This is a genomic window from Gordonia sp. NPDC003950 (genome assembly GCF_053605205.1).
The window spans coordinates 66,847-90,184 of the sequence record NZ_JBSGIT010000009.1 but is presented as its reverse complement, the minus strand read 5'-3'; the positions used below and the strand labels follow the sequence as shown (position 1 = coordinate 90,184).

Here is a 23,338-nt window from a genome sequence, read left to right as displayed (position 1 = left end):
CGAGGAGCGCGAAGCGACAATGCGGGCGACGACGAAGAGTGGTGCACAAGGGCGCAAACTGCGCGTCGCCGGAGGCGACGCCAAAAACACAGGAGAGTGTATGTCCAAACAAATCGAATTCGATGAGAAGGCCCGTCGGGCGCTGGAGCGGGGTATTAATCAGCTCGCCGACACGGTGAAGGTCACGTTGGGGCCGCGGGGTCGGCATGTGGTGCTGGCCAAGGCTTTTGGTGGTCCGAGTGTCACCAATGATGGTGTGACGATTGCGCGTGATGTGGATCTGGAGGATCCGTTCGAGAATCTCGGTGCGCAGTTGGTGAAGTCGGTGGCGACGAAGACCAACGATGTGGCCGGCGACGGTACGACGACGGCGACGGTGCTGGCTCAGGCGATCGTGGCGGCCGGTCTGCGCAATGTGGCCGCCGGTGCCAATCCGATTGCGTTGGGTGCGGGTATCGGCAAGGCCGCCGATGCGCTGGGCGCGGAGTTGTTGCGGGTGGCGACCCCGGTGGCGGGTCAGAAGGCGATCTCGCAGGTGGCGACGGTGTCGTCGCGTGATGAGGAGGTCGGTGAGATGGTCGGTAAGGCCATGGAGACCGTGGGTGTCGACGGCGTGGTCACCGTCGAGGAGGGCTCGGGTCTGCAGACCGACCTCGATGTGACGGAGGGCGTGCAGTTCGACAAGGGTTATCTGTCGCCGTATTTCGTCACCGACGCCGACGCCCAGGAGGCGGCGCTGGACGACGCGCTGGTGCTGCTGTACCGCGACAAGATCAGCTCGTTGCCCGATTTCCTGCCGCTGCTGGAGAAGGTGGTCGGGGCGGGTAAGTCGTTGCTGATCATCGCCGAGGATGTCGAGGGTGAGCCGCTGTCGACGTTGGTGGTCAACTCGATCCGTAAGACCATCAAGGCTGTTGCGGTGAAGGCCCCGTTCTTCGGTGATCGCCGCAAGGCGTTCCTGGAGGATCTGGCGGTGGTCACGGGTGCGACGGTGATCTCGTCGGACATCGGTCTGAATCTGGCGACCGCCGAACTGGATCTGCTCGGGTCGGCTCGTCGTGTAGTGGTCACCAAGGACACCACGACGATTGTCGAGGGTGCCGGTACCTCGGAGGCCGTTGCCGATCGTGCGGCGCAGTTGCGGCGTGAGATCGAGGCGAGCGATTCGGATTGGGATCGGGAGAAGCTGGCCGAGCGGTTGGCGAAGCTGGCCGGTGGTATCGCGGTGATCCGGGTGGGCGCGGCAACCGAGACCGCGCTGAAGGAGCGCAAGCACCGCGTCGAGGATGCGGTGGCGGCGGCGAAGGCCGCGGTCGAGGAGGGCATCATCCCCGGTGGCGGTTCGGCGATCGTGGCCGCGGCTTCGGTGCTCGACGCGTTGGCCGATGAGCTGACCGATGGTGATGAGGCACTGGGTGTGCGGGTGGTCCGTGAGGCGGTCAAGGCACCGTTGTTCTGGATTGCCACCAATGCCGGTGTCGACGGTGCGGTCGTGGTGAACCGCGTTGCCGAGTCGGGGGAGGGTTTCAATGCCGCGACCCTGACCTATGGCGATCTGGTGGCCGAGGGCATCATCGATCCGGTGAAGGTGACCCGGTCGGCGGTGGTGAATGCGGCGTCGGTGGCGCGGATGGTGTTGACCACCGAGACCGCGGTGACCGACAAGCCCGAGCAGGGCGGCGATGATCATGGGCATGGTCACGCACACTGACGTGCGGAGATGACCTGCCGGTCATCGCCTCGTCAGACAGACACACCTCCGGGGTGGTCACTTCCATGGTGACCACCCCGGAGGTGTCTGGTCTGGGTGCGTGATCCGACCGGAGACGTTCCGGGCGGTATGAAAGTCAGCTGGCGATGCGGCGTCCGACGCCGCGCTTCATCAGCATGCTGCGTTCTGACTCGGACAGCCCGCCCCAGATGCCGTAGGGTTCGGCCACGGCGAGTGCGTGTTCGCGGCATTGGGCGATCACCGGGCATTGGTGGCACATTTCTTTGGCGCGACGCTCACGTTGTGCGCGGGCACGGCCGCGTTCTCCGTCCGGATGGAAGAACATGGACGACTCAACGCCGCGGCACAGGCCGTGCATCTGCCAATCCCACACGTCTGCGTTGGGTCCGGGGAGGTGATTGGGCTGGGGCATGGCAGCTTCTCCTTGTTGCAGGACGGGGATCGCGGGGTGGTCGCGGTCGTGGCGTGGTCCGTGCGCTGTCGCGGTGACGATCGGGTTCAACTGGGTCTGACCCGGGTGTTTTCGCTCGGCGCAAGCAAACACTAAGCGGGCCCGAGAAACGACGTCAATACCGTCAATTGGGGGGCAATGATCGGAAAGATTCCGCCATTGTTAACGGAGTGTTAGTGACGTACTGGCCGTTAGCACAGGTGGTGCCGGGTGTGTATCCGGGTCGGAGTTTTGGTGCCGAGAGCTGCTGTGACCAGCGGATACTGGCGGTTGGATCGCGAACGGGGTGTCGACGTGGTCGTGCGGGAGGGGCGGCACGCCGATGCGGCGATTAACGTAATAGAAACATTGACGTCATCGCCCATTGACCTCGGAAGGGTTTTTAACAATTGTGTCGCCGGGTTAAATTCATGCTAACTGGTTCTTTTGAGGGTGATCCGGACCACGTTTCGCCAGGTGATCGACGTTGGGCGGCATGGTCGGAGGCCGTCGAGATCGGTGCGCGGGGATATGGGTGTGTGGCCATGACCCGCCTCGACGAGGTCGGTCTCGTCGCCCGACGCATGGGCGATGCGCGTCTGGCGGCCCTGTCGGCGAGTGCGGGTGCGTCGCTGGTGCGGCAATCGGGTCGGCACGATGATGCGCTGATGCGTGACGGTCGGGCGCTGGCCCTCGTCGACCCACGGCCCGACGCCAACGACCCGTGGGCCGTCGCGGCGTTGGCCGACGTGATGGTGAACCTCGCGGCCGACAATCTCGGCCTCGGCCGTTTCGCTGCCTCCGAACGCCTCCTGAATCGAGCGGACCGGGTGCTGGCACCCCAGGACCCCGTCGGCGAGGACTGGGTGACCGGTCGTCCGCGGGTGCGGTTGTTCTGGGTCCGGGCCGAGTGGGCCCTCTACACCGGTGATCCCGCGACGGCGCTGACCGAGGCACGGCGGGCACTGGCCCTGGTACGGCGTTTCGGTACCGCCGCACCGCCCCGACACCGCATCAAGACCGAACTCATCGTCGCCGCGGCGGTGGCCGCGTCCGGTGACGCCGATCCGGCGATCCGCACGGCCCGTCGGCTGCGTGCCGAGGCCGCCGCGGCCGACCTGATGCCGTTGGAATGGGCGGCGCTGTCGCTGCTGGTCGGTATCGGGGATGACGACGAACCCGTCCGCGCCGATCTCGACGACCGGTATCGGTTGCTGTACACGCGCGGCATGCCGTTCGTGACCGTGACAAACGATCGCTAAGGTGTCTGCTTGGGGTCCACCGCCCGGCCACGCCGCCTGGTCGCCGACGCGATGGCCTTCGTCGCCGCGCTTCGCCGGGCGGGAAATGGCCGATAAGGGCTGGTGAGACCAGTCACGCAACGTGTAACGCGGGGATCAGTACTGACGATGAAGCTGACAGGTGATGAGTTGGACGCCGCCGTCCACGCCGCAAGGCAGGGCGACCGCGCAGCGCTCACGTCAGTTCTCGAAAGTGTGCATGAGCCGATCCTGCGCTACTGCCGAGGGCGAATCGGGGTCGGAGAACGACATCTGTTCTCCGCCGACGACATTGCTCAGGAGGCGTTGATGGCGGTGATGACGGCCTTGCCCAGGTATCAGGATCAGGGCAAACCGTTCATGGCCTTCGTTTATGGGATCGCTTCGCACAAGGTGGCCGACGCGATGCGGGTCGCCGGGCGGGTCAAGGCCGACCCGGTCGACGAGGTGCCCGATGTGACCACCGTCCTCGGTGGCCCCGAGCAGGCGGCACTCGAATCCGATGCGAGTCGGCAGATGAGGCAGCTGATGTCGGTGCTACCGGACAAGCAGCGGGAGATCCTGGTGCTGCGGCTGGTCGTCGGGATGTCGGCGGAGGAGACCGCCGACGCCGTCGGGAGTACACCGGGCGCGGTCCGGGTGGCCCAACATCGAGCGCTGGCGAAATTGAAAGACGAGCTGAGGAAGGCAGGTGGACGACGTGATGAACGACGAGCGTGATCGGCGTCGCCCGCTGCCGGATCGTCGGCCGTCGGGGGACGCGTCCGGAGCCGGGCAGCGGCGGGGATATGTGCCATCGGGCGCCCCCGACGATTCCATCGATGTGCGAGAGGTGCATGTCGATGACGCATTTCTCGATGCGCTCTCGCGCGACCTGTCCACTCCGACCAGGGATCCGGCCGAGTATGAACTCGCGGTCCTGTTGTCGGGGTGGCGGCATGACGTCATCGGCGCAGCCGAACCGCCGCTACCGGCCCTCGACGAGGTCGAACGCGCGATGGCCGCCGAGATGCCCACCCGCCGCGCCGCCGGGGTGGTCCGTTCGCTGCGGATCGTCGCCGGGGCGGCCGCGATCGCGGTGGTGGCGGCTGCCGGCCTGACCGTCGTCAGTGAAGGCGCCCAGCCCGGGGATCCGCTCTGGGGTGTGAAGAAGGTGGTCTTCGCACAGGCGGCGTCGGAGACCCAGGCCGCCTACGACGTGCGCTCGGATCTCGAGCAGGCCGAGGCGGCGCTCGCGGCCGGCGACACCACGCAGGCGCAGCAGCTGATCGAACGTGCCCAGAGCAAGATGGGGCCGGTATCGGATTCGGGTACTCGTGAACAGATGACCCAGTGGATCAATCGATTGCGCTCCGACGAGTCGAGCCGTCCGTCGACGTCGACCACGCGCAGCGGCTCGGCGTCGGTGGAGCCGACACCGCCCACCGATGACACGGACGCGACCACGCCGGATACATCGGAACCGACGAATCAGACCACCGTTCCCAGTGTGCCGCGGACCAGTCAGGTGCCCACGTCGGGGGAGGTCCCGGTGCCGACCAGTGGAGGCGTACCGAGCAGCACGGCCGCGGCGTCGACGGTCCTGAGGCCGAGCTGATCCGAGTTCGGCGCTGATCTGAGTTCGGCGCTGATCTGGCCCCGCGCTTGTGTGAGAACCGGCCGCTCCAAGTGCCCGATCCGATCTGCGCCCGATCCGCGATCTGCGCAGGGGCGGGCGGAGCGCTCAGCCGTTCAGCGTTCGCTGCCGAGGTGCCCGTGGGCGTCGGCGTAGCCGCGGCAGTAATCCCAGGTGACGTAATCGTCCGGACGCGGGTCGACGGCCGGCTCGTGCGGGCGCACGGTGCCGTCGATCAGCAGTTGTAAGAGGTTGGCGCGCAACATATCCCAGTCGTGATAGTGATCCTCGTGGCAGTCCTCGCAGACCACCACGAGACCACGGACCCCGCGGTGGGCCAGCAGGGCCTCGTAGACGGCGAGATCGGCCAGATCCTCCTCGACGGCCAGCCGCTCGTTCTCGTCGAGGGGGATGCCCGGTTCGACGGAGTCCAATGCCGACGCCGGATCGCTGGGATCATCGGCGAACGGGTCCGGTGGTAGGCCCGGTGGAAGGTGGTCACGCACCCCACCACCGTAGCCGATGTCGCGTGACCTGCGCCGCATCGGTTCCACAGATCGACGACCCGATCCGGTGCGGTCGACGTGACCCAGATCGCCGTATTCGGTTTCCCCAGAAACGCCCGATACCATGGACCGATGACACACGTGCGCACCGGTGGAGACGATCCCGGGAAGGTCGCGATGCTCGGCCTGACCTTCGACGACGTCCTGTTGCTGCCCTCGGCATCGGATGTGATCCCGAGCGAGGCCGACACCTCGTCGCAACTGACCAAGAAGATCTCGTTGCGGGTCCCGCTGGTGAGTTCGGCGATGGACACCGTCACCGAGGCCCGGATGGCCATCGCGATGGCCCGCTCCGGTGGCATGGGTGTCCTGCACCGCAATCTGTCCATCGAGGATCAGGCCTCGCAGGTCGAAACCGTGAAGCGTTCCGAGGCCGGCATGGTGACCGACCCGGTGACCTGTTCGCCGACCAACACCCTCGCCGAGGTCGACGCGATGTGTGCGCGCTACCGCATCTCGGGTCTGCCCGTCGTCGACGGCACCGGTGAACTCGTCGGCATCATCACCAACCGTGACATGCGTTTCGAGGTCGACCAGGACCGCGCCGTGTCGGAGGTGATGACCAAGGCGCCGCTGATCACCGCGCAGGAGGGAGTGTCCGCCGAAGCCGCGCTGGGCCTGTTGCGGCGCAACAAGGTCGAGAAACTGCCCATCGTCGACGGCAACGGACGTCTGACCGGTCTGATCACCGTCAAGGACTTCGTCAAGACCGAACAGCATCCGTTCGCCACCAAGGATTCCGACGGACGACTGCTCGTCGGCGCCGCGGTCGGCACCGGCGATTCACAGTGGGACCGCGCGATGGCACTGGCCGACGTGGGCGCCGACGTGATCATCGTTGACACCGCGCACGCCCACAATCGACTCGTGTTGGACATGGTCTCCAAGCTCAAGGCCGAGATCGGCGACCGCGTGGAGATCGTCGGCGGCAACGTCGCCACCCGGGAGGCTGCGCAGGCCCTCGTGGACGCCGGAGCCGACGCCGTCAAGGTGGGTGTCGGGCCCGGCTCGATCTGCACCACGCGAGTGGTCGCCGGGGTCGGCGCGCCCCAGATCACCGCGATCCTCGAGGCGGTCACGGTCTGTCAGGCCGCCGGTGTGCCGGTGATCGCCGACGGCGGGCTGCAGTACTCCGGTGACATCGCCAAGGCGCTGGCGGCGGGGGCGTCCACGGCGATGCTCGGCTCGCTGTTGGCCGGTACCGCCGAGGCCCCGGGTGATCTGATCCTGGTGAACGGCAAGCAGTTCAAGAGTTACCGCGGCATGGGCTCGCTCGGCGCGATGCAGGGCCGCGGACAGGCCAAGTCGTACTCCAAGGACCGTTACTTCCAGGACGATGTCCTCAAGGAGGAGAAGCTGGTGCCGGAGGGGATCGAGGGCCGGGTGCCCTTCCGTGGTCCGCTGAGTCAGGTGATCCACCAGCTCGTCGGTGGGTTGCGTGCGGCGATGGGCTACACGGGGGCGTCGACGATCCCGGAGCTGCAGCACGCGCGCTTCGTCCAGATCACCGCGGCCGGGCTCAAGGAGTCGCATCCGCACGACATCACCCTGACCGCCGAGGCGCCCAACTACTATTCACGCTGACGGCCTCGCCGGTGGCTCTCCACGCCGGCGGCTCCCGCCGTCGGCGAATCGTGATCTCGCCACACCGACGACCTCGGTGTGCGCAGAACCAGAAAGGCGCTCTCGGTGCATGACCTCGTGGACCTCGGCATGGGTCGCACGGCCCGGCAGACGTTCGAACTCGACGACATCAGCATCGTGCCGTCGCGACGGACCCGCTCGTCCAAGGACGTGTCGACCGCATGGCAGATCGACGCCTACCGGTTCGATGCGCCCATCCTGAGCCATCCGACCGATGCGCTGGTGTCGCCGGCCGTCGCCGTCGAGCTCGGGCGTCTCGGCGCGCTCGGCGTGATCAACGGCGAGGGGCTCTGGGCCCGGCATCGTGATGTCGAGGACAAGATCGCCGAGCTGATCGAGCTGGCGTCCACCGATCCGGATCCGCAGGCGGCCGTCCGGCGCCTGCAGGAGCTGCATTCTGCTCCACTCGACACCGACCTGCTGGCCGAGGCGGTCGCCACCGTGCGCGACGCCGGAGTGACCACGGCGGTGCGGGTCAGTCCGCAACACGCACCCGAACTGACCCCGGCGCTGCTGGCCGCGGGTGTGGAGATCCTGGTGGTGCACGGCACGATCATCTCCGCCGAACACGTCGTGCAGGGCGCGGAGCATCCGCTCAACCTCAAGACCTTCATCGCCGACCTCGACATCCCGGTGATCGCCGGTGGCGTCCACGATCACCGCACCGCGCTGCATCTCATGCGCACCGGCGCGGCCGGTGTGATCGTCGGATACGGGTCCACGGCCGGTGCCACCACCACCGGTGAGGTCCTGGGCATCGGGGTGCCGATGGCGACCGCGATCGCCGATGCCGCCGCGGCGCGTCGTGACTACCTCGACGAGACCGGTGGCCGCTATGTGCACGTGATCGCCGACGGTGACATCCACACCTCCGGTGATCTGGCGAAGGCGATCGCCTGTGGTGCCGACGCGGCCGTGCTCGGCACGCCGCTGGCCGCGGCCGCCGAGGCACCCGGTGGCGGGTGGTACTGGCCGTCGGCCGCAGCCCATCCGGATACGCCGCGTGGGACGATGCTGCAGGTGTCCACCCCGGAGGATCGGCCGAGTTTGGAGAAGGTGCTCACCGGTCCTTCCGACGACCCGTACGGTGAGCTGAATCTCGTTGGTGCTCTGCGTCGTTCGATGGCCAAGGCCGGGTACTCCGACCTCAAGGAGTTCCAGCGGGTCGGTCTGACCGTCCATCGCTGACCGGTGTCACGGCGGGAACGAGACCCGGACCACCCGATGTGACAACGGGTATTAGTATGTTTTCATGGCAGCCCACCATGGATCGACCCAGTTCGACGTGCTCATCATCGGATCCGGCTTCGGCGGCAGCGTCAGCGCGCTGCGTCTGGTGGAGAAGGGGTACCGCGTCGGTGTGATCGAGGCCGGCCGGCGCTTCGAGGACGCGGACTTCGCCAAGACCAGCTGGCGCCTCAACAAGTGGCTGTGGGCGCCGAAATTGGGGCTCTACGGCATCCAACGCATCCACGCCCTCAAGGACGTGATGATCATGGCCGGCGCCGGGGTCGGCGGCGGTTCGCTGAACTACGCCAACACGCTGTACAAGCCACCCACACCGTTCTTCACCGATCCGCAGTGGAACCACATCACCGACTGGGAGGACGAACTCACTCCCTACTACGAGCAGGCGCGCCGCATGCTCGGAGTGGTCACCAATCCGACGTTCACCGAGTCGGATCGGGTGATCAAGGAGGTCGCCGACGAGATGGGAGTCGGCGACACCTTCACCGCGACACCGGTCGGGGTGTTCTTCGGTGCCAAAACCGGTCTGGCCGGCGAGCCCGGACAGACGGTGCCCGACCCGTACTTCGGCGGCGCCGGACCCGAGCGCACGGCGTGCACCGAATGCGGGGCGTGCATGACCGGTTGCCGGGTGGGCGCCAAGAACACCCTGATGAAGAACTACCTCGGCCTCGCCGAACGCGCCGGTGCGCAGATCATCGACCGCACCACCGTCGACGCGATCAGCCAGGACGCGGACGGCACCTGGCGGGTCGGTACGCACGGGTCGTCGTCCTGGGGACCGGTGGGTGCGCGACGACGCACCTTCACCGCCGATCAGGTGATCGTCGCCGCCGGAACCTTCAACACCCAGCGCCTGATGCATCATGCGAAACGTTCGACGCTACCGAAGATCTCGGACGCGATGGGTCGGCTGACCCGCACCAACTCGGAGTCGATTCTCGGTGCGATGGCCGCGAAATATGATCCGGCACATGATTATTCGCAGGGTGTGGCGATCACGTCGTCATTTCATCCCGAGGCCAACACGCACATCGAGCCGGTGCGCTACGGCAAGGGGTCCAATGCGATCGCCTACCTGCAGACCGCGCTGACCGACGGCGGCAGTCCGCTGAATCGGTTCGGCCAGTTCCTGCGTCAGGTGATCACCAACCCGTTCATGATGGTGCGCCTGCTGTATGTCCGGAAGTGGAGCCAGCGCACCGTGATCGCGCTGGTGATGCAGAACAACAACAACTCGCTGACCACCTTCGTCCGACGCCGCGGGCCGCTGCGCTACATCACCAGCAAGCAGGGCCACGGTGAACCCAACCCCACGTGGATTCCCCAGGGCAACGAGGCAACTCGTCGTATCGCCGACAAACTCCCCGGCGGGATCGCCGGCGGCACCTGGGGTGACATCGTCAACATGCCGCTCACCGCGCACTACCTCGGTGGCTGCGCGATCTCCGATGATCCCGCCACCGGCGTGATCGATGCGTATCACCGGGTGTGGAACTATCCCACCCTGCACATCACCGACGGTGCGGCCATCTCGGCGAATCTCGGGGTGAATCCGTCACTGTCGATCTGCGCGCAGGCCGAGCGGGCGATCGCGTTGTGGCCCAACAAGGGACAGGACGATCAGCGGCCCGAGCAGAGCGGCGGCTACCGGCGGATCGGTGCCGTGGCACCGGCGCATCCGGTGGTTCCCGCCGACGCGCCCGGGGCACTGCGGTTGCCGCTCACGCCGGTGTACCACGTCGACGCCTCCTGACCTCACGAGTACTGGCACGCGAGCGCCTCGAGATGAGTCCGGGCGTGTCGCGCTGCCTGCTGCGGGGCGGAGTTGATGAAGGGGCAAGTACCCGGTGAGGCTCGGTGTCCTCATCCATGACGGATGGCGGGGTGCGAGCCGGCATCTCGACGGAGGTCGATGCGGCCTCGCTCGAGCGCATCCACGATGAGGTGTTCAGTCCAGTCCGCGCGCGCTGAGGCTCTCGGCGAAACCGTCGGCGGTGCGCAGTGCGCCGAGCACGATGGGCGCCACCAGGATTCGTGGGCCGGGCCGCAACCCGCGGGCCCGTCGGGCCTCGTCGACCTGAGTGGCGATCTCGACGATCAGCGGGATCGCGCGGATGGTCAGGGCCAGTGCGATGGCGATGAGATCGGTGCGAACCCCGAATCGGCGCAACGGGTTCAACGCCCGAGTCATCGACTCGAGCATGTCGGTGGTGCGCGTGGTCAGGGTGACCGCGGCCGCGAGCATCACCGACAGGGCGAGCACCCCGCACACCAGGACCGCTCGGTGCCAGTCGGTGAAGATCACCTGGAAGACGAAGATGAACACCAGGATCCACAGCAGGGGTCGGAACTGCCGCCACGCGGTGACCGGGCCGATCCCGGCGAGGGCGTAGAGCACCACCACGCCACCGGCGACGATGCCGAGCGAGGCCGCCGACCGCACGCCCACGGTGATCGCCACGATGGCGACGGCCAGGCCGAGGAGTTTGATTCCGGGGGGCAGGCGATGGAGCGCGCTGTGGCCGGGCTGGTAGATGCCCAGCGGATTCACGCCATCATCTTCCGGTAGGCCGCCAAGGCGGGGCCGGGGCCGTCGTCGACGGCGATCCGCCCGTCGTCGACGACGAGGATCCGGTCGACGTCGGCGACCAGGTCGAGATCGTGGCTGACCACGATGAGCTGTTCGTCGAGTGCGGCGAAGACCCGCCGCATCATCGCGCTGTTGCGCAGATCGAGCAGCGTCGTCGGTTCGTCGGCGACGATGATGCTCGGCTCGGTGACGAAGATCGATGCCAGTGCGAGGAGTTGTTTCTGCCCGCCGGACAGTCGACCCGCGGGGTGATCGGCGTGGTCGGCGAGGTCGAAGCGTTCCAGAACCGCCATCGTGCGTTCGGCGCGTTCGGCCTTGGACAGTTCGGTACGGGTCAGCGACAACTCGATGTCCTCACGCACCGTGGGCATGATGATCTGCCGGTCGGGATCGGAGAAGACGAACCCGACCTCGCGCCGGATGCGGCGTTTGTTCTTCGCAGTGGGCAGACCGTTGACCGTGACGCTGCCCCGGTCGGGGATCACCAGCGCGTTGATCATCCGGGCCAGGGTGGATTTGCCGCTGCCATTGGCACCCACGATGCCGATCCGGTGTTCGGTGAGGCGCAGCGAGATGTCGCGCAGCACGGTGCGGTCGCCGTACGTGTGTGAGACGCCCTCGAACTCGATCATGCCGCCTCGATCACGACGCCTCCATCGCGCTGTGCGTCAGTTCGCGGTCGCACGGCGAGCCGACCGGCGCAGCGGGGTGATCAGTCCCGGCCATCCGCGGTGCACCTGAGATGCCACCAGGGCGGCGACGACGGCCTTGATGAGATCGCCGATCAGGAAGGTCCCGTTCGTGGTGATCGCGGCCCACAGGGTGAGGTCGGTGCGGATCAGCAGACCCGCGACGCCGAACGCGTAGAGCACGACCGTGCCACCGAGCAGGTTGATGATGATGCCCCACCAGAACCGGTACCGGGGCATCATCAGCGCAGTGAGAAGGCCGATGACGATGACGGCGGGCAGGAACCCGACGAAGTAGCCGGCCGTGGGCGAGGCCAGGGCGGTGAGACCACTGCGGCCGCCGGAGAGGATGGGCAGGCCCGCGATGGCCAGCGCCATGAAGATGACCACCGCGAGGGTGCCCTTCTTGGGGCCCAGCACAGCACCGGCGAGCATCACCCCGAGCGTCTGGAAGGTGATGGGCACACCGCTGGTCCCGATGTTGATCGTCCCCGGCAGACCGAGCGCCGCGATGAGTGCGGCGAACACCGCCGCCTGGGTGATGTCGGAGATGGTCAGTGACCAGGGGGTATCACGAGTATCTGAAGTAGTCATCGCGGACATCGAGTATTCCACCCCGACTCGTGCGTCCGGAACCCGAGGGCGGCCGACGGGCTCGGCCGACGGCCAGGGGGGAAGCCACTAGACTCGCCTCGTGACCGATTCTGAAGGATTCATCGACGGCCCGCGCCCGGTCCTCGTCGTCGACTTCGGGGCCCAGTACGCCCAGCTCATCGCCCGCCGTGTCCGTGAGGCCCGCATCTACTCCGAGGTGATCAGCCACGACGCGCCGCTGGAGGAGTTCACGGCCAAGAATCCGGTGGCGCTGGTGCTCTCCGGCGGGCCGTCGTCGGTGTACGCCGAGGATGCGCCGTCCATCGATCCGGCCATCCTGGACCTCGGTGTTCCGGTGTTCGGCATCTGCTACGGCTTCCAGTCGATGGCCGCCGCACTCGGGGGTGTGGTCGCAAATACGGGCGGACGCGAATTCGGGCGCACGACCTTGACCCTCGACGGCGACGGCGGAGTGTTGCATCAGGGACTCACCGACACCGCGCCGGTGTGGATGAGCCACAACGATGCCGTGCAGACCGCGCCCGAAGGGTTCGACGTCACCGGGTCGACGCCGGGCGCACCGGTGGCCGCCTTCGAGAATGTCGAACGCCGGATGGCCGGGGTTCAGTACCACCCCGAGGTGCTGCACACCCCGCACGGCCAGCAGGTGCTCACCCGTTTCCTCTACGAGATCGCCGGGCTCGAGGCCACCTGGACGCCGGCGAACATCGCCGACGCCCTCATCGACCAGGTGTCCGATCAGATCGGCGACGGACTGGCGATCTGCGGTCTGTCCGGTGGCGTCGACTCCGCGGTGGCCGCCGCGCTGGTGCAGCGGGCCATCGGCGATCGGCTGACCTGCGTGTTCGTCGACCATGGGCTGCTGCGGGCGGGTGAACGTGAGCAGGTGCAACACGACTTCGTCGGGGCGACCGGCGCCAAACTGGTCACCGTCGACGCCGCCGACACCTTCCTGTCGGAGCTGGCCGGGGTGAGTGATCCCGAGACCAAGCGCAAGATCATCGGCCGCGAGTTCATCCGGTCCTTCGAGGGTGCGGTGACCGACGTGCTCGGCGATCACGCCGAGGACGGACAGAAGGTCGACTTCCTGGTGCAGGGCACCCTGTACCCGGACGTCGTCGAATCGGGCGGTGGCAGTGGCACCGCCAACATCAAGAGCCATCACAACGTCGGTGGGCTCCCCGAAGACCTGGAGTTCTCCCTGGTCGAGCCGCTGCGGCTGCTGTTCAAAGACGAGGTCCGCGCCGTCGGACGCGAGTTGGGCCTGCCGGAGGAGATCGTCGGCCGGCAGCCCTTCCCGGGGCCGGGTCTGGCGATCCGCATCGTCGGCGAAGTGACCGCCGACCGGCTGGAGATGCTCCGCAAGGCCGATCTGATCGCCCGCGAGGAACTGACCGCGGCAGGACTGGACGGACAGATCTGGCAGTGTCCGGTGGTGCTGCTCGCCGACGTCCGCAGCGTCGGGGTGCAGGGTGACGGGCGGACCTACGGTCACCCGATCGTGCTGCGGCCGGTGTCGAGCGAGGACGCGATGACCGCCGACTGGACGCGGGTGCCGTATGAGGTGCTCGAGGTGATCTCCACCCGTATCACCAACGAGGTGCCCGACGTCAACCGTGTGGTCCTCGACGTGACGAGCAAGCCGCCGGGCACCATCGAGTGGGAGTGACGGTTCCCTCGGCGCCTCCGCGCCGGTTCTCAGCTTCGCCGGGATGAGCGCGTACCGCTGAGAATAAGGAGGGCACCGATCACCACGCCGACGCCGACCACGAGCCAGCCGAGCGTGGCCGGATCGGGCAGGGTCGGACCGTCGGCCAGACCCCATCCGGCCACCGCGAGTGCGGCGACGCCGATCAGGGCGACGCCGGGCGCGCGGCGTGATCGGTCTTCGGCGGTGCCGGGGACGTCGTCGCCGGAGGTGTGGTTGCCGAGGGCGTCGTTGTCGGGTGCCGGCCCGCTCGCTGTGCTCATCGTCGGATCTCCACATTTCCCACGTTGGTGTGTGCATCGATGGTCAATACCGGCCCATCGGTGCCGTCGTCACCGCCGTCGAGTCCCTCCGGGCAGGTGTAGTCACCGACACCGGTGGAGCAAGTGGCCCGGATATTCATCCCTTCGGGGACCTCGACGTTGACCTCGCCGACCCCGTTGCGCAGTTCCACCCGGCGGTCGGTGGTCAGATCGATGCCACGCAGATCGAGCGTCATCTTGCCCATCCCCAGCGAGTAGGTGTCCCGGATGTCGTTCTCGCTCGGCGGTGTCCAGTGCCGTTCGCCGACCCCACCGGTCGGCATTCCCCAGTGGCGGTCATCGGGTCCCCAGGTGGTCAGCACCGTCGAGAACACCACGGCCACACCGAGTCCGATGGCCAGCGGCACCAGGGCACCGGGATGTGAACCCGGCCGATGACGACGCAAGCCCATCACGAGCGCCCCGGCACCGACGACGGCCAGGACCAGCGAGAGCATATGCGGCACGGTGAACCAGTCGGCGCCGGCCTGATGGGCGGCCGCCCCTGCGGCGGCGACGAGGACCGCGATGCCGATCACGATGAGCGCCATGGGTGAGCGTCGCGTCGGCGTCGGCGCCGGGGGCGGGGCCGACGCCGACGGTTCGGGCAGATCCCAGGCGAATCGTGCAGCGCCCAACGGGTCCCACGCCGGCGGGGTGCGATCAGCGAAGTCGGCGGCCGAGGCGGATGCCGGAATCGTGGCGGTGTCGTCGGGGTGGACCTTGGTCAGATCGACTGCGGCTGCAGTGGATTCGGTCCGCGGCGGCGGGCTGCCCGCGTCGATGCCTGCGGCCACCCGCACCGCGCGCGGCGTCCAGCGCTCGAATCGCTGGGGCGTCGACGGCCCGCGCAGCGTCGAGACGGCGGTCTCCGGCAGCGGCTCGGGGGTGCGCAGGTAGAGCAGCCACCAGCCGACGAGCATCAGGATTCCGCCGAGCAGACCCCCCGATCCCCACGGACCCGATGACCCGATCGAGGTGGCGATGATCACGACCACGACGACCAGCAGGATCATCGACGGATTACCGTGGCCGCCCCGCCTGTTGCCCGCCGGGTCGCCGCCCGGTGCCGGGGCCGCGGTGCTCGAGGGAAAGGCGATCCACGCGGCGATGTAGAGGATCAGTCCACTGCCACCGAAGACGGTCGCGACGACGAAGGCGACCTTCACCAACGTCGGGTCGACCCGGTAGCGGTTGCCGATCCCGATGCAGACGCCGGCGACCGTGCGGGGTGCGGCGGGCCGGACGGGCCGGGTGTCCCACAACCGCGAGACCTGGGTCCGAAACTGTGCGGTATCCATGACAGCCATCCTCGTCGCCGCACCGGTGCGGCCGCATCGGGGACCGACCCTGAGATCCACCCGGGATTCACCAGGGTCTACGGCATGTCGCCATTGCCCCCGGCTGCGTTGTCGTTGGCCACAATGGCTCCGCTATTGCTCCCCTTAGAGGCTCGTACCTCGCACCTCAGTACGAGGCCTCCTCCGCCTTGCGCGGGAACACATCGATTCCGCCAACCCCACGCAGAAGCAATGGGAGACACGCCCTAAGGGTGTCGTCTGGGGAACAACCCTGATGCCCGAACGGCGACGGCATGCCACTATCGAGTCATGGGTGTCGCCGAGGTGCAAACACCACCGCGGTTGCTGCGCCGCAGCGGTGGTCGGGTGATCGGTGGCGTCGCCGGTGGTGTCGCCGATCACCTCGGTGTCGACACCTTCCGCGTCCGAGTGGTTTTCGTCGTGTTGACGGCGATGGCCGGGGCGGGGGTGCTGGCCTACGGCCTGCTGTGGTTCTTCTGCCCGCCCGGCGACGACGTGGAGCCGCCGGCGCCGGGGGAGCGTCGCCAGGCGTACGGCCTGGCACTCATCGGCCTGGTCGCGATGATGGTGGTCGGCTTCGCCGCCTCGGGGACACCGGCGACCTACCTGGTTCCCCTGGTCTTCGTCGCGGTCGGGGCGAGCCTGGTGTGGCGGGAGTTCGACACCTCCACGCGTGTTCGCACCCACGGCCCGGTGGTCACCTGGTTGCGATTGGCCGGCGGTGCGGTGCTGGTGATCGGCGGGCTGGTGGTGATCGTGCTCGCCGGTACCCGCAACTTCAGCAGCCTGAGCACCACTCTGCTGGCCGTGGCGACCACCTTGATCGGGGTGGTGCTGTTGACGGTGCCGCTGTGGATGCGGATGTGGCGAGCCCTCAACGAGGAACGCGCCGCGCGCATCCGCAACGCCGAGCGCGAGGAGATCGCCTCCCATCTGCACGACTCCGTGCTGCAGACCCTGGCGCTGATCCAGAAGCAGGCGGCCAAACCCGACGAGGTCGCCCGCCTGGCCCGAAGCCAGGAAAGAGAGCTGCGCAGTTGGCTTTTCGGTGATCCGGCGCAGCGCGGCGGATCGTTGAGCGCGGCGTTGCGCAGCGTCGGCGCCGAGGTCGAGGATCACTACGGCATCGAGGTGGAGGTGGTCACCGTCGGCGATCTGTCACCGGATGCGGACACCGGTGCGCACCGGGCCGACAAGGTGGCGGCCAAACGCTGGCCCGCGCTCATCGGTGCCACGCGGGAGGCATTGGTCAACGCGGCCAAGCACTCCGGGGAGCGGAAGGTCGACATGTATCTCGAGGTCGGTGACGACGAGGTGGAGGTGTACGTGCGCGACCGTGGTGTCGGGTTCGATCCGGACAAGGTCGACGACGACCGCCACGGCGTGGCGGGCTCGATCGTCTCCCGCATCGAGCGGGTCGGTGGCCGCGTGTCGGTGGTGTCGGCGCCCGGGCGGGGAACCAATGTGCGCATGACCATTCCGCGTACCACGGTGCCGGCTGGGGAATCGGCGATGAGCGAGCAGACCGGCGAATCGGGTCTCCAGAACGGGAGGGCGTCATGACGATCACCGACGGTGCGGGCGAGCGGACCGAAGGGGAGCACCGGTATCGGGTGTTCCTCGTCGACGATCACGGCGTCTTCCGGTCGGGGGTCCGCGCCGAGTTGGCCGACGAGGACGGTCTGTCGGTGGCGGGTGAGGCCGGTTCGGTGGCCGAGGCCATCACCGGGATCACCCGGGTACGTCCCGATGTGGTGCTCCTCGACGTGCACATGCCCTCCGGTGGTGGGGTCGCGGTGCTGCGCGGTGTGGTCGACGCGATGGGTGCCGACGCCCCGGTGTTTCTGGCGCTCAGCGTGTCCGACGCGGCCGAGGATGTGATCGCGACGATCCGCGCCGGGGCGCGCGGGTACGTCACCAAGACGATCGACGGCGCGGAACTCGCCGACGCGATCCGGCGCGTCGCCGACGGTGATGCGGTGTTCAGTCCCCGGCTGGCCGGTTTCGTGCTCGACTCGTTCACCGGCAAGTCGTCGGTGCCCGAACCGCAACTCGACCCGGAACTGGACTCGCTGACGCGCCGGGAGCTCGAGGTGCTGCGGTTGTTGGCCCGGGGCTACACCTACCGGGAGATCGCCGAAGAACTGTTCATCTCGATCAAGACGGTCGAGACCCATGCCTCCAATGTGCTGCGAAAGACGCAGCAGTCCAACAGGAATGCGCTGACCCGATGGGCGGCGAACCGGCACATCGGGTGAGCGTGGGCCCGGATGCCAGGGTCACCCGGCCAGGGCGATCACCAGGACGACGACGCCGGCGAGGACCACGAAGAACAGGAACACCACCAGCGCCAGCAGGGCCGGCGAGGTCTGGGACCGCGGGGTCGGCGGCGGGATGTAGGAGGGCATGGCGTTGCTGTAGGAGGGCGGAGTGCCCGGGGGCGCGGTGCCACCGTAGGGCGGGATCGACGGGTTGGAGGCGAGCCCGGGTGTCGACGGCCCAGGGGCGAAGGGTGGTGGGGTGGCCACCCGGGTGGGGTGATAAGGAGATGAATTCGAGGGCGGTACAACAGAACCGCCGCTATCGCGGGCTCCGGGATCGCCGGTGCCGGGACCGCCGGACGGTGCCGGCGGCATGGTCTGGGGCCGGTGGGATGCGCCGATGCCCGCCCGCGACACCAGACTGGTGAGGACCTGTTCGGCGGTGCCGTGATCGCCGGCGGCCACCCGGGCCAGTTGATCGCGGGCCTGTTCCATGGTGATGCGGCGCCGGGGGCTGGGTTCGAGCATCCGCAGGAGTACCGGCTCGAGTGCGCCGGCCCGGGTCATCGGGTTGATCTGGGCGCGGGCCACCCGGTGCAACATCACCAGGGAGTTGTCGTCGACCCCGAACGGCGGTGTGCCCTCGACCATCGTGTAGATCGTGGCGCCCAGCGAATACACGTCGGACGCCTCCGCGGGTTCGTCACCGCGGGCGACCTCGGGTGCGAAATACGCGGGCGTCCCGGTGATCAGACCGGTCTGGGTGAGTGTCACATCGTCCTTGGCGCGGGAGATGCCGAAATCGGTGAGCTTCACCAGTCCGGCGTTGCGACCCCCGCCGGCGATGAGGATGTTGCCGGGTTTGATGTCGCGGTGGATGATCCCGGCGGCGTGGGCCTCGATCATCGCGTCGGCGACCTGGGCCCCGATCTTGGCGGCCTCGACGATGTCGATGGTGCTGGCGGAATGCAGGATCTGGGCGACGCTGCGCGAGGGTAGATACTCCATCACCAGCCACGGTTCGCCGCGTTCAAGGGCGACGTCGTGCATGGCGATCGCATTGCGGTGACTCAGCCGGGCGGCGATCCGTCCCTCGCGCATTGCCCGCTGCCGGACGTTCTCGGCGGAGTCCTCGGAGAGTCCTTCGGTGGAGAGCACCTGCTTCACCGCGACCTCACGGTCGAGGAGTTGATCCCGGGCAAGCCAGACGGTGCCCATTCCGCCGCCACCGATGCGCGAGATCAACCGGTAGCGGCCGGCCACCAGGTAGCTCGGCCCGGGGGTCGCGCGGGCATCGGTATCGGCGGGCATACCTCGAGATGATAGCCGGGGGATCGAACCGGCCCGCCGGGACAAGGGCGGTCGGGAGCGCCACGCTTGACATCACCTCGCACGCGTGTTCGACTTCTGGCATGCGATGGTCCGAACAGGCGATCGAAGCCGATGACGGCGCGCTCCCCGGTCTCGGTCGGGCGGGACTGGTCCGCAGTGTCTCGACTCCGGAGTTCGAGGGCGTCACCTTCCACGAGGTACTCGCCAGGAGTGCGCTCAATCAGGTGCCGGTCGAGTCGGGTCTGCCGTTCTCCTTCACGGTCAACACGTTTCGCGGGTGCACCCATGCCTGCCGCTATTGCTTTGCCCGGCCCACCCACGAATACCTCGATCTCGACGCGGGGCGGGATTTCGACACCCAGGTGGTGGTCAAACTCAACGTCGCCGCGGTGCTGCGCAAGGAGTTACGACGACGGTCCTGGCGGCGCGAACAGGTGGCGCTCGGAACCAACACCGACCCGTATCAGCGCGCCGAGGGACGCTATCGTCTGATGCCCGGGGTGATCTCGGCGCTGACGGAGTCGGGCACCCCGTTCTCGATCCTGACCAAGGGCACGCTGCTACGCCGCGATCTGCCGTTGCTGCGGCAGGCCGCCGGCCAGGTCTCGGTGGGACTCAGTGTGTCCCTTGCCTTTCACGATGCGGATCTGCAGAAGCAGATCGAACCCGGGACGCCGTCGCCCGCGGCGCGGCTGGCGCTGATCCGCGAGATCGCCGACGCCGGGTTCCAGCCACATGTGATGGTCGCGCCGGTGATCCCGTATCTCACCGACTCCGCCGCCCACCTCGATGCACTGCTCGAATCGTTGGCGCAGGCCGGGGCGAGTGGGGTGACGGCCTTTCCGATGCATCTGCGTGGCGCGACCAAGCCGTGGTTCCTGGGCTGGCTGGCCGAACATCATCCGGCGCTGATGCGGCGCTATCGCAGCCTGTACGGCCGCGGCGCCTATGTCACCCCGGAGTACTCGTCATGGTTGCGTGAGCGTATGCGCCCCTTGGTGATTCGCCATGGACTCGCGTCCGGGGGCGAGCATCGCGAGGTGGCATCGGGCGCCGTCGGCGCAGGTGTCGGAGTGGGCGGCGCGGCCGGAGTGCGCGGCGTGGGCCGCGTGGGTGGCGGTGATGACCTGGTGGCGACGCCGGCGGTACAACAGGTGCTGACCCTCTTCTGACTCTCACTCCCGTCGAGTGGGCGCTGTTTCCCGTCGAGTGGGCGCCGCTTCCTGTCGAGTGGGCGCTGTTTCCCGTCGAGCGGGCGCCGTTTCTCGTCGAGTGGGCGCTGTTTCCCGTCGAGCGGGCGCGGCCATTGGGGGAGTGCGCTCACCGGCGCTGTTGCGGTCTGTCGGTGGGGCGTCGTACGATCAAAGACGTCGAATAAACGTTCGAAAACTCAGTGCGGAGAGTGCTCGTCGTTCGCTCGGCTCGGAGCATCTTCCCTGCTCACCATGCGTTGTCGGTGCCGGTCAGGAGGGGTGTCATGGGTGTGTTGTCGTTATCTCGCCGAGAAGGAGATGTTCCGGGTCCATCCGGTTCGGGTGCAGCCGAACAGCATCGAAACGACACGCTGGCCGGCCTGCGCCGCCAGATGGCGGTCATGTCGGGCACGCCCGATCGTCGGACCGCGGAACCGGTATCAGTCGACGTGTTGCCGGTGTCCGACGAACTCGCCGAGGTGTTGCCCCAACGTGGCATCGTGCGGGGCGGGATTCTCTGCTACACCGGTGCCCGATCACTGCTCATGTCCCTGATCGCCACGGTGACCGCGGGCGGCGGACAGATCGGCATCGTGGGTGTGCCCGGGCTCAACCTGGCATCGGCGGTGGAGATGGGGGCCGATCTCGAACGCATCGCGGTCGTCGCCGAACCCGGTGTCGATCCGGTCGAGGTGGCCTCGGTTCTGCTCGACGGTATGGACCTGGTGATCCTCGGGCTCGGTGGGGTCTCCGTCCCGCCGTCACGATGCCGGGTGGTCGGTGGTCGTGCACGTCAGCAGTCGTCGTCGCTGATCGTCGTCGGCGGTACATGGCCGGGCGCGCACACCCGTCTGGATGTTCGGGTGATCGGATACCGGCATCGTCCCACTCTCGCCGGACGTGGCGACCTGGCCGACGCGCGCAGCGGGCACGGACATCTCGCCGGCATGCGGCTGAGGGTGGTGGCCGAGGGCCGCGACCGGCGTCGTCGAGACACCGAAATAGAGTTTGTGGCAGGCGATTTCGGAGATGATCGGGTACTGCTCCGGCGGTTGGATGCGACGTTCGGTGCGGTCGCTTCCGAACCGGATGTGGCGGTGGCCAACTGATGGCCGGTGCCGAACCACGATCGCGCGTCGAGGCCAGGCGGCGGATACTGGCATTGTGGTGCCCCGACTGGCCGGCCATCGCGGCGGCAGCCGAGGCCGACCTGCCGCCCCGGCATCCGGTCGCGGTGCTCAATGCCAATCGGGTGGTCGCCTGCTCGGCACCCGCCCGGGCCGCCGGGGTGCGCCGTGGCATGCGGAAGCGTCAGGCGCAGTCCCGGTGTCCGGAGATGATGGTGGTCCTCGCCGACGATCATCGCGATGGGCGGGCGTTCGAACCGATCGCCGCGGCCGTCGCCGAGATGGTCCCCGCCATGGAGGTGATACGACCGGGGCTGCTGGTGGTCTCGTTGTCCGGCGCCGTGCGCGTACACGGTGGCGAGGACGCCCTTGCCGAGGAACTCGTCGATCGGGTGTCGGCGTGTGGTGTCGAATCGCAGGTCGGGATCGCCGACGAACTGTTCACCGCGGTCCTGGCCGCCCGGCGCGGGTGCAGTGTGACGCCGGGTGGCGATCGTGTGCATCTCGCCGGACTCCCGATCGCCGATCTCGCCGTGGAATCCTCGCTGTGTGCGCCGGGGCGTGACGGACTGGTCGAACTGCTGCGCCGCCTGGGTGTGGTGACCATCGGTGACTTCGCCGACATGCCGGTCGCCGACATCGCCACCCGATTCGACGCCGACGCGGTGACCGCACATCGACAGGCGAACGCCCTGCCCGGCAGACCGCCATCGGCGCGCGCACTGCCCGACGTCCTGTCGATCGAGTACGTCTGTGATCCGCCGGTTGACCGGATCGATGCTGCCGCCTTCATCGGCCGTCGTCTGGCCGAGGTGGTGCATCGCCGGTTGACAGACGCCTCGATGGCCTGCACGAAGCTGGTCGTTGAAGCGATCACCGAACGCGGGCAACGCCATACGCGGACCTGGCGATGTGCGCAACCGCTCACACCAACTGCCACCGCCGACCGTATCCGGTGGCAGCTGGAGGGATGGATGACCGGGGGGAGGCGTAATGCGATCGGCGACGCCCGTCCCGATTCACCGATCGCCATGCTTCGGCTGGAACCGGTGGAAGTGGTCGATGCCGGTGCGCTGCAGTACTCGCTGGCCGGGGCGGGTCTGCCGGGTGGCGCCGGTGTGTCCGAACGTGCCCGTCGCAGCATGGAGCGGGTGCAGGGATTGCTCGGTGGGGATGCGGTCCGCATCCCCGTCCGGAGTGGCGGCCGTGATCCGGGTGCGGCGATCACGATGGTCTCTCTCGGCGAAGATTTTGTGCCACAGCGTGATCCGTCTGCACCGTGGCCGGGGAGGATGCCGCGTCCGGCGCCGTCGGTGATGGCCGACATCCCCGTCGAGGTGATCGATCTGTCCGGTGATCCGGTGCTGGTAACCCCGCGCGGTGCCTTCTCCGCCGAACCGACAACCGTTCGACTCGCGCACCGTCTCGGACCCGGTGGGACGGATCGACGCAGTAGCTGGGAACTGCGATGGTGGGCAGGCCCGTGGCCGACCGGGATCACCCGCAATGGCTCGGGTGTCGACGAGGTCGACGCCCGAGCCCAGGTACTACTCGACGATTCGCGGGCACTGTTGCTGTGCTATCGATCGGGTTGCTGGGTGGTGGAGGGGATATACGAGTGAGCTGCCGGGATTGTGGGCGCTGTCAACGGAGAATAGGGCGCTGTCAACGGAGAATAGGG

General features: G+C 67.8%; 21 protein-coding genes. 13 read left to right on the top strand and 8 right to left on the bottom strand.

Annotated elements, in window-relative coordinates:
• Positions 1-100 precede the first annotated feature (100 nt).
• Positions 101-1,711: a chaperonin GroEL gene (gene groL / locus ACWETB_RS10015; protein WP_452210892.1), complete on the top strand. Its 1,611-nt coding sequence runs from the start codon at positions 101-103 to the stop codon at positions 1,709-1,711.
• A 136-nt stretch (positions 1,712-1,847) separates the two neighbouring features.
• Here the strand turns inward: groL and ACWETB_RS10010 are convergent, their stop codons facing one another.
• Positions 1,848-2,144, bottom strand: a complete 297-nt coding sequence (locus ACWETB_RS10010; protein WP_053777703.1) for a WhiB family transcriptional regulator — start codon at positions 2,142-2,144, stop codon at positions 1,848-1,850.
• 563 nt (positions 2,145-2,707) lie between these two features.
• On the opposite strand from ACWETB_RS10010, the gene ACWETB_RS10005 reads away from it, so the two are divergent.
• The 3 genes from ACWETB_RS10005 (at position 2,708) to ACWETB_RS09995 (ending at position 5,039) form a co-directional block, all read left to right on the top strand.
• Positions 2,708-3,424 carry a tetratricopeptide repeat protein gene (locus ACWETB_RS10005; protein ID WP_449743651.1) on the top strand — a complete coding sequence of 239 codons (717 nt, stop codon included), beginning with the start codon at positions 2,708-2,710 and terminating at the stop codon, positions 3,422-3,424.
• A 147-nt stretch (positions 3,425-3,571) separates the two neighbouring features.
• Complete coding sequence (locus ACWETB_RS10000) at positions 3,572-4,162, top strand: sigma-70 family RNA polymerase sigma factor (RefSeq protein ID WP_348802654.1); 591 nt, start codon at positions 3,572-3,574, stop codon at positions 4,160-4,162.
• On the top strand, positions 4,134-5,039 hold the full coding sequence (locus ACWETB_RS09995) for an anti-sigma-D factor RsdA (protein ID WP_449743652.1): 906 nt from the start codon (positions 4,134-4,136) through the stop codon (positions 5,037-5,039). The genes ACWETB_RS10000 and ACWETB_RS09995 overlap by 29 nt, the downstream gene beginning before the upstream one ends.
• A 134-nt stretch (positions 5,040-5,173) precedes the next feature.
• Here ACWETB_RS09995 and ACWETB_RS09990 read toward each other — a convergent pair whose 3' ends face one another.
• Entirely contained in the window at positions 5,174-5,563 is a 390-nt protein-coding gene (locus ACWETB_RS09990) for a DUF5319 domain-containing protein (protein WP_449743653.1), read from the bottom strand.
• 132 nt (positions 5,564-5,695) lie between these two features.
• Between ACWETB_RS09990 and guaB the strand changes: the two genes are divergently transcribed.
• The 3 genes from guaB to ACWETB_RS09975 all read left to right on the top strand — a co-directional run bounded on the left by guaB (position 5,696) and on the right by ACWETB_RS09975 (position 10,271).
• On the top strand, positions 5,696-7,207 hold the full coding sequence (guaB, locus tag ACWETB_RS09985; protein ID WP_449743654.1) for an IMP dehydrogenase: 1,512 nt from the start codon (positions 5,696-5,698) through the stop codon (positions 7,205-7,207).
• 105 nt (positions 7,208-7,312) lie between these two features.
• Positions 7,313-8,455 carry a GuaB3 family IMP dehydrogenase-related protein gene (locus ACWETB_RS09980; protein WP_452210888.1) on the top strand — a complete coding sequence of 381 codons (1,143 nt, stop codon included), beginning with the start codon at positions 7,313-7,315 and terminating at the stop codon, positions 8,453-8,455.
• Between the two features lie 64 nt (positions 8,456-8,519).
• On the top strand, positions 8,520-10,271 hold the full coding sequence (locus ACWETB_RS09975) for a GMC family oxidoreductase N-terminal domain-containing protein (RefSeq protein ID WP_452210886.1): 1,752 nt from the start codon (positions 8,520-8,522) through the stop codon (positions 10,269-10,271).
• A 195-nt stretch (positions 10,272-10,466) separates the two neighbouring features.
• Here the strand turns inward: ACWETB_RS09975 and ACWETB_RS09970 are convergent, their stop codons facing one another.
• From ACWETB_RS09970 to ACWETB_RS09960, 3 genes are read right to left on the bottom strand one after another with little or no spacing between them, the layout of a single operon-like run.
• Complete coding sequence (locus ACWETB_RS09970) at positions 10,467-11,069, bottom strand: energy-coupling factor transporter transmembrane component T family protein (RefSeq protein WP_449743657.1); 603 nt, start codon at positions 11,067-11,069, stop codon at positions 10,467-10,469.
• Positions 11,066-11,740: an energy-coupling factor ABC transporter ATP-binding protein gene (locus ACWETB_RS09965; protein WP_449743658.1), complete on the bottom strand. Its 675-nt coding sequence runs from the start codon at positions 11,738-11,740 to the stop codon at positions 11,066-11,068. The genes ACWETB_RS09970 and ACWETB_RS09965 overlap by 4 nt, the downstream gene beginning before the upstream one ends.
• A gap of 36 nt (positions 11,741-11,776) precedes the next feature.
• Positions 11,777-12,391 carry a biotin transporter BioY gene (locus ACWETB_RS09960; RefSeq protein ID WP_449743659.1) on the bottom strand — a complete coding sequence of 205 codons (615 nt, stop codon included), beginning with the start codon at positions 12,389-12,391 and terminating at the stop codon, positions 11,777-11,779.
• A gap of 100 nt (positions 12,392-12,491) precedes the next feature.
• Between ACWETB_RS09960 and guaA the strand changes: the two genes are divergently transcribed.
• A complete protein-coding gene (guaA, locus tag ACWETB_RS09955; protein ID WP_449743660.1) occupies positions 12,492-14,081 on the top strand; it encodes a glutamine-hydrolyzing GMP synthase in 1,590 nt (529 codons plus the stop codon).
• Between the two features lie 29 nt (positions 14,082-14,110).
• Here guaA and ACWETB_RS09950 read toward each other — a convergent pair whose 3' ends face one another.
• A complete protein-coding gene (locus tag ACWETB_RS09950) occupies positions 14,111-14,383 on the bottom strand; it encodes a hypothetical protein (RefSeq protein ID WP_452210883.1) in 273 nt (90 codons plus the stop codon).
• The gene (locus ACWETB_RS09945) at positions 14,380-15,723 is read right to left on the bottom strand and encodes a PspC domain-containing protein (RefSeq protein ID WP_449743662.1); all 1,344 of its coding nucleotides are present in this window, start codon (positions 15,721-15,723) and stop codon (positions 14,380-14,382) included. Before ACWETB_RS09945 ends, ACWETB_RS09950 begins: the two co-directional genes overlap by 4 nt.
• Before the next feature lie 309 nt (positions 15,724-16,032).
• On the opposite strand from ACWETB_RS09945, the gene ACWETB_RS09940 reads away from it, so the two are divergent.
• Complete coding sequence (locus ACWETB_RS09940) at positions 16,033-17,307, top strand: PspC domain-containing protein (protein WP_449743663.1); 1,275 nt, start codon at positions 16,033-16,035, stop codon at positions 17,305-17,307.
• Positions 17,304-18,002 carry a response regulator gene (locus ACWETB_RS09935; protein WP_449743664.1) on the top strand — a complete coding sequence of 233 codons (699 nt, stop codon included), beginning with the start codon at positions 17,304-17,306 and terminating at the stop codon, positions 18,000-18,002. Before ACWETB_RS09940 ends, ACWETB_RS09935 begins: the two co-directional genes overlap by 4 nt.
• Positions 18,003-18,023: 21 nt before the next feature.
• On the opposite strand, the gene ACWETB_RS09930 is transcribed toward ACWETB_RS09935, so the two are convergent.
• Positions 18,024-19,316, bottom strand: a complete 1,293-nt coding sequence (locus tag ACWETB_RS09930) for a protein kinase domain-containing protein (protein WP_452210880.1) — start codon at positions 19,314-19,316, stop codon at positions 18,024-18,026.
• A 101-nt stretch (positions 19,317-19,417) separates the two neighbouring features.
• Here ACWETB_RS09930 and ACWETB_RS09925 point away from each other — a divergent pair, with 101 nt between their 5' ends.
• The 3 genes from ACWETB_RS09925 (at position 19,418) to ACWETB_RS09915 (ending at position 23,279) form a co-directional block, all read left to right on the top strand.
• A complete protein-coding gene (locus tag ACWETB_RS09925; protein WP_449743666.1) occupies positions 19,418-20,509 on the top strand; it encodes an Rv2578c family radical SAM protein in 1,092 nt (363 codons plus the stop codon).
• Positions 20,510-20,814: 305 nt separating this feature from the next.
• Positions 20,815-21,639 carry a hypothetical protein gene (locus ACWETB_RS09920; protein ID WP_449743667.1) on the top strand — a complete coding sequence of 275 codons (825 nt, stop codon included), beginning with the start codon at positions 20,815-20,817 and terminating at the stop codon, positions 21,637-21,639.
• Complete coding sequence (locus ACWETB_RS09915; RefSeq protein WP_449743668.1) at positions 21,639-23,279, top strand: DNA polymerase Y family protein; 1,641 nt, start codon at positions 21,639-21,641, stop codon at positions 23,277-23,279. The genes ACWETB_RS09920 and ACWETB_RS09915 overlap by 1 nt, the downstream gene beginning before the upstream one ends.
• Positions 23,280-23,338 lie beyond the last annotated feature (59 nt).

Excerpts from the sequence above, each read along its gene's own strand:
- groL (WP_452210892.1), top strand. The coding sequence starts at position 101 with ATGTCCAAACAAATCGAATTCGATGAGAAGGCCCGTCGGGCGCTGGAG.
- ACWETB_RS09940 (WP_449743663.1), top strand. The coding sequence starts at position 16,033 with ATGGGTGTCGCCGAGGTGCAAACACCACCGCGGTTGCTGCGCCGCAGC.
- ACWETB_RS09950 (WP_452210883.1), bottom strand. The coding sequence starts at position 14,383 with ATGAGCACAGCGAGCGGGCCGGCACCCGACAACGACGCCCTCGGCAAC.
- guaB (WP_449743654.1), top strand. The coding sequence starts at position 5,696 with ATGACACACGTGCGCACCGGTGGAGACGATCCCGGGAAGGTCGCGATG.
- ACWETB_RS10000 (WP_348802654.1), top strand. The coding sequence starts at position 3,572 with ATGAAGCTGACAGGTGATGAGTTGGACGCCGCCGTCCACGCCGCAAGG.
- ACWETB_RS09915 (WP_449743668.1), top strand. The coding sequence starts at position 21,639 with ATGGCCGGTGCCGAACCACGATCGCGCGTCGAGGCCAGGCGGCGGATA.
- ACWETB_RS09925 (WP_449743666.1), top strand. The coding sequence starts at position 19,418 with ATGCGATGGTCCGAACAGGCGATCGAAGCCGATGACGGCGCGCTCCCC.
- ACWETB_RS09975 (WP_452210886.1), top strand. The coding sequence starts at position 8,520 with ATGGCAGCCCACCATGGATCGACCCAGTTCGACGTGCTCATCATCGGA.
- ACWETB_RS09945 (WP_449743662.1), bottom strand. The coding sequence starts at position 15,723 with ATGGATACCGCACAGTTTCGGACCCAGGTCTCGCGGTTGTGGGACACC.
- ACWETB_RS10010 (WP_053777703.1), bottom strand. The coding sequence starts at position 2,144 with ATGCCCCAGCCCAATCACCTCCCCGGACCCAACGCAGACGTGTGGGAT.
- ACWETB_RS09965 (WP_449743658.1), bottom strand. The coding sequence starts at position 11,740 with ATGATCGAGTTCGAGGGCGTCTCACACACGTACGGCGACCGCACCGTG.
- ACWETB_RS09935 (WP_449743664.1), top strand. The coding sequence starts at position 17,304 with ATGACGATCACCGACGGTGCGGGCGAGCGGACCGAAGGGGAGCACCGG.
- ACWETB_RS09960 (WP_449743659.1), bottom strand. The coding sequence starts at position 12,391 with ATGACTACTTCAGATACTCGTGATACCCCCTGGTCACTGACCATCTCC.
- ACWETB_RS09930 (WP_452210880.1), bottom strand. The coding sequence starts at position 19,316 with ATGCCCGCCGATACCGATGCCCGCGCGACCCCCGGGCCGAGCTACCTG.
- ACWETB_RS09920 (WP_449743667.1), top strand. The coding sequence starts at position 20,815 with ATGGGTGTGTTGTCGTTATCTCGCCGAGAAGGAGATGTTCCGGGTCCA.
- ACWETB_RS10005 (WP_449743651.1), top strand. The coding sequence starts at position 2,708 with ATGACCCGCCTCGACGAGGTCGGTCTCGTCGCCCGACGCATGGGCGAT.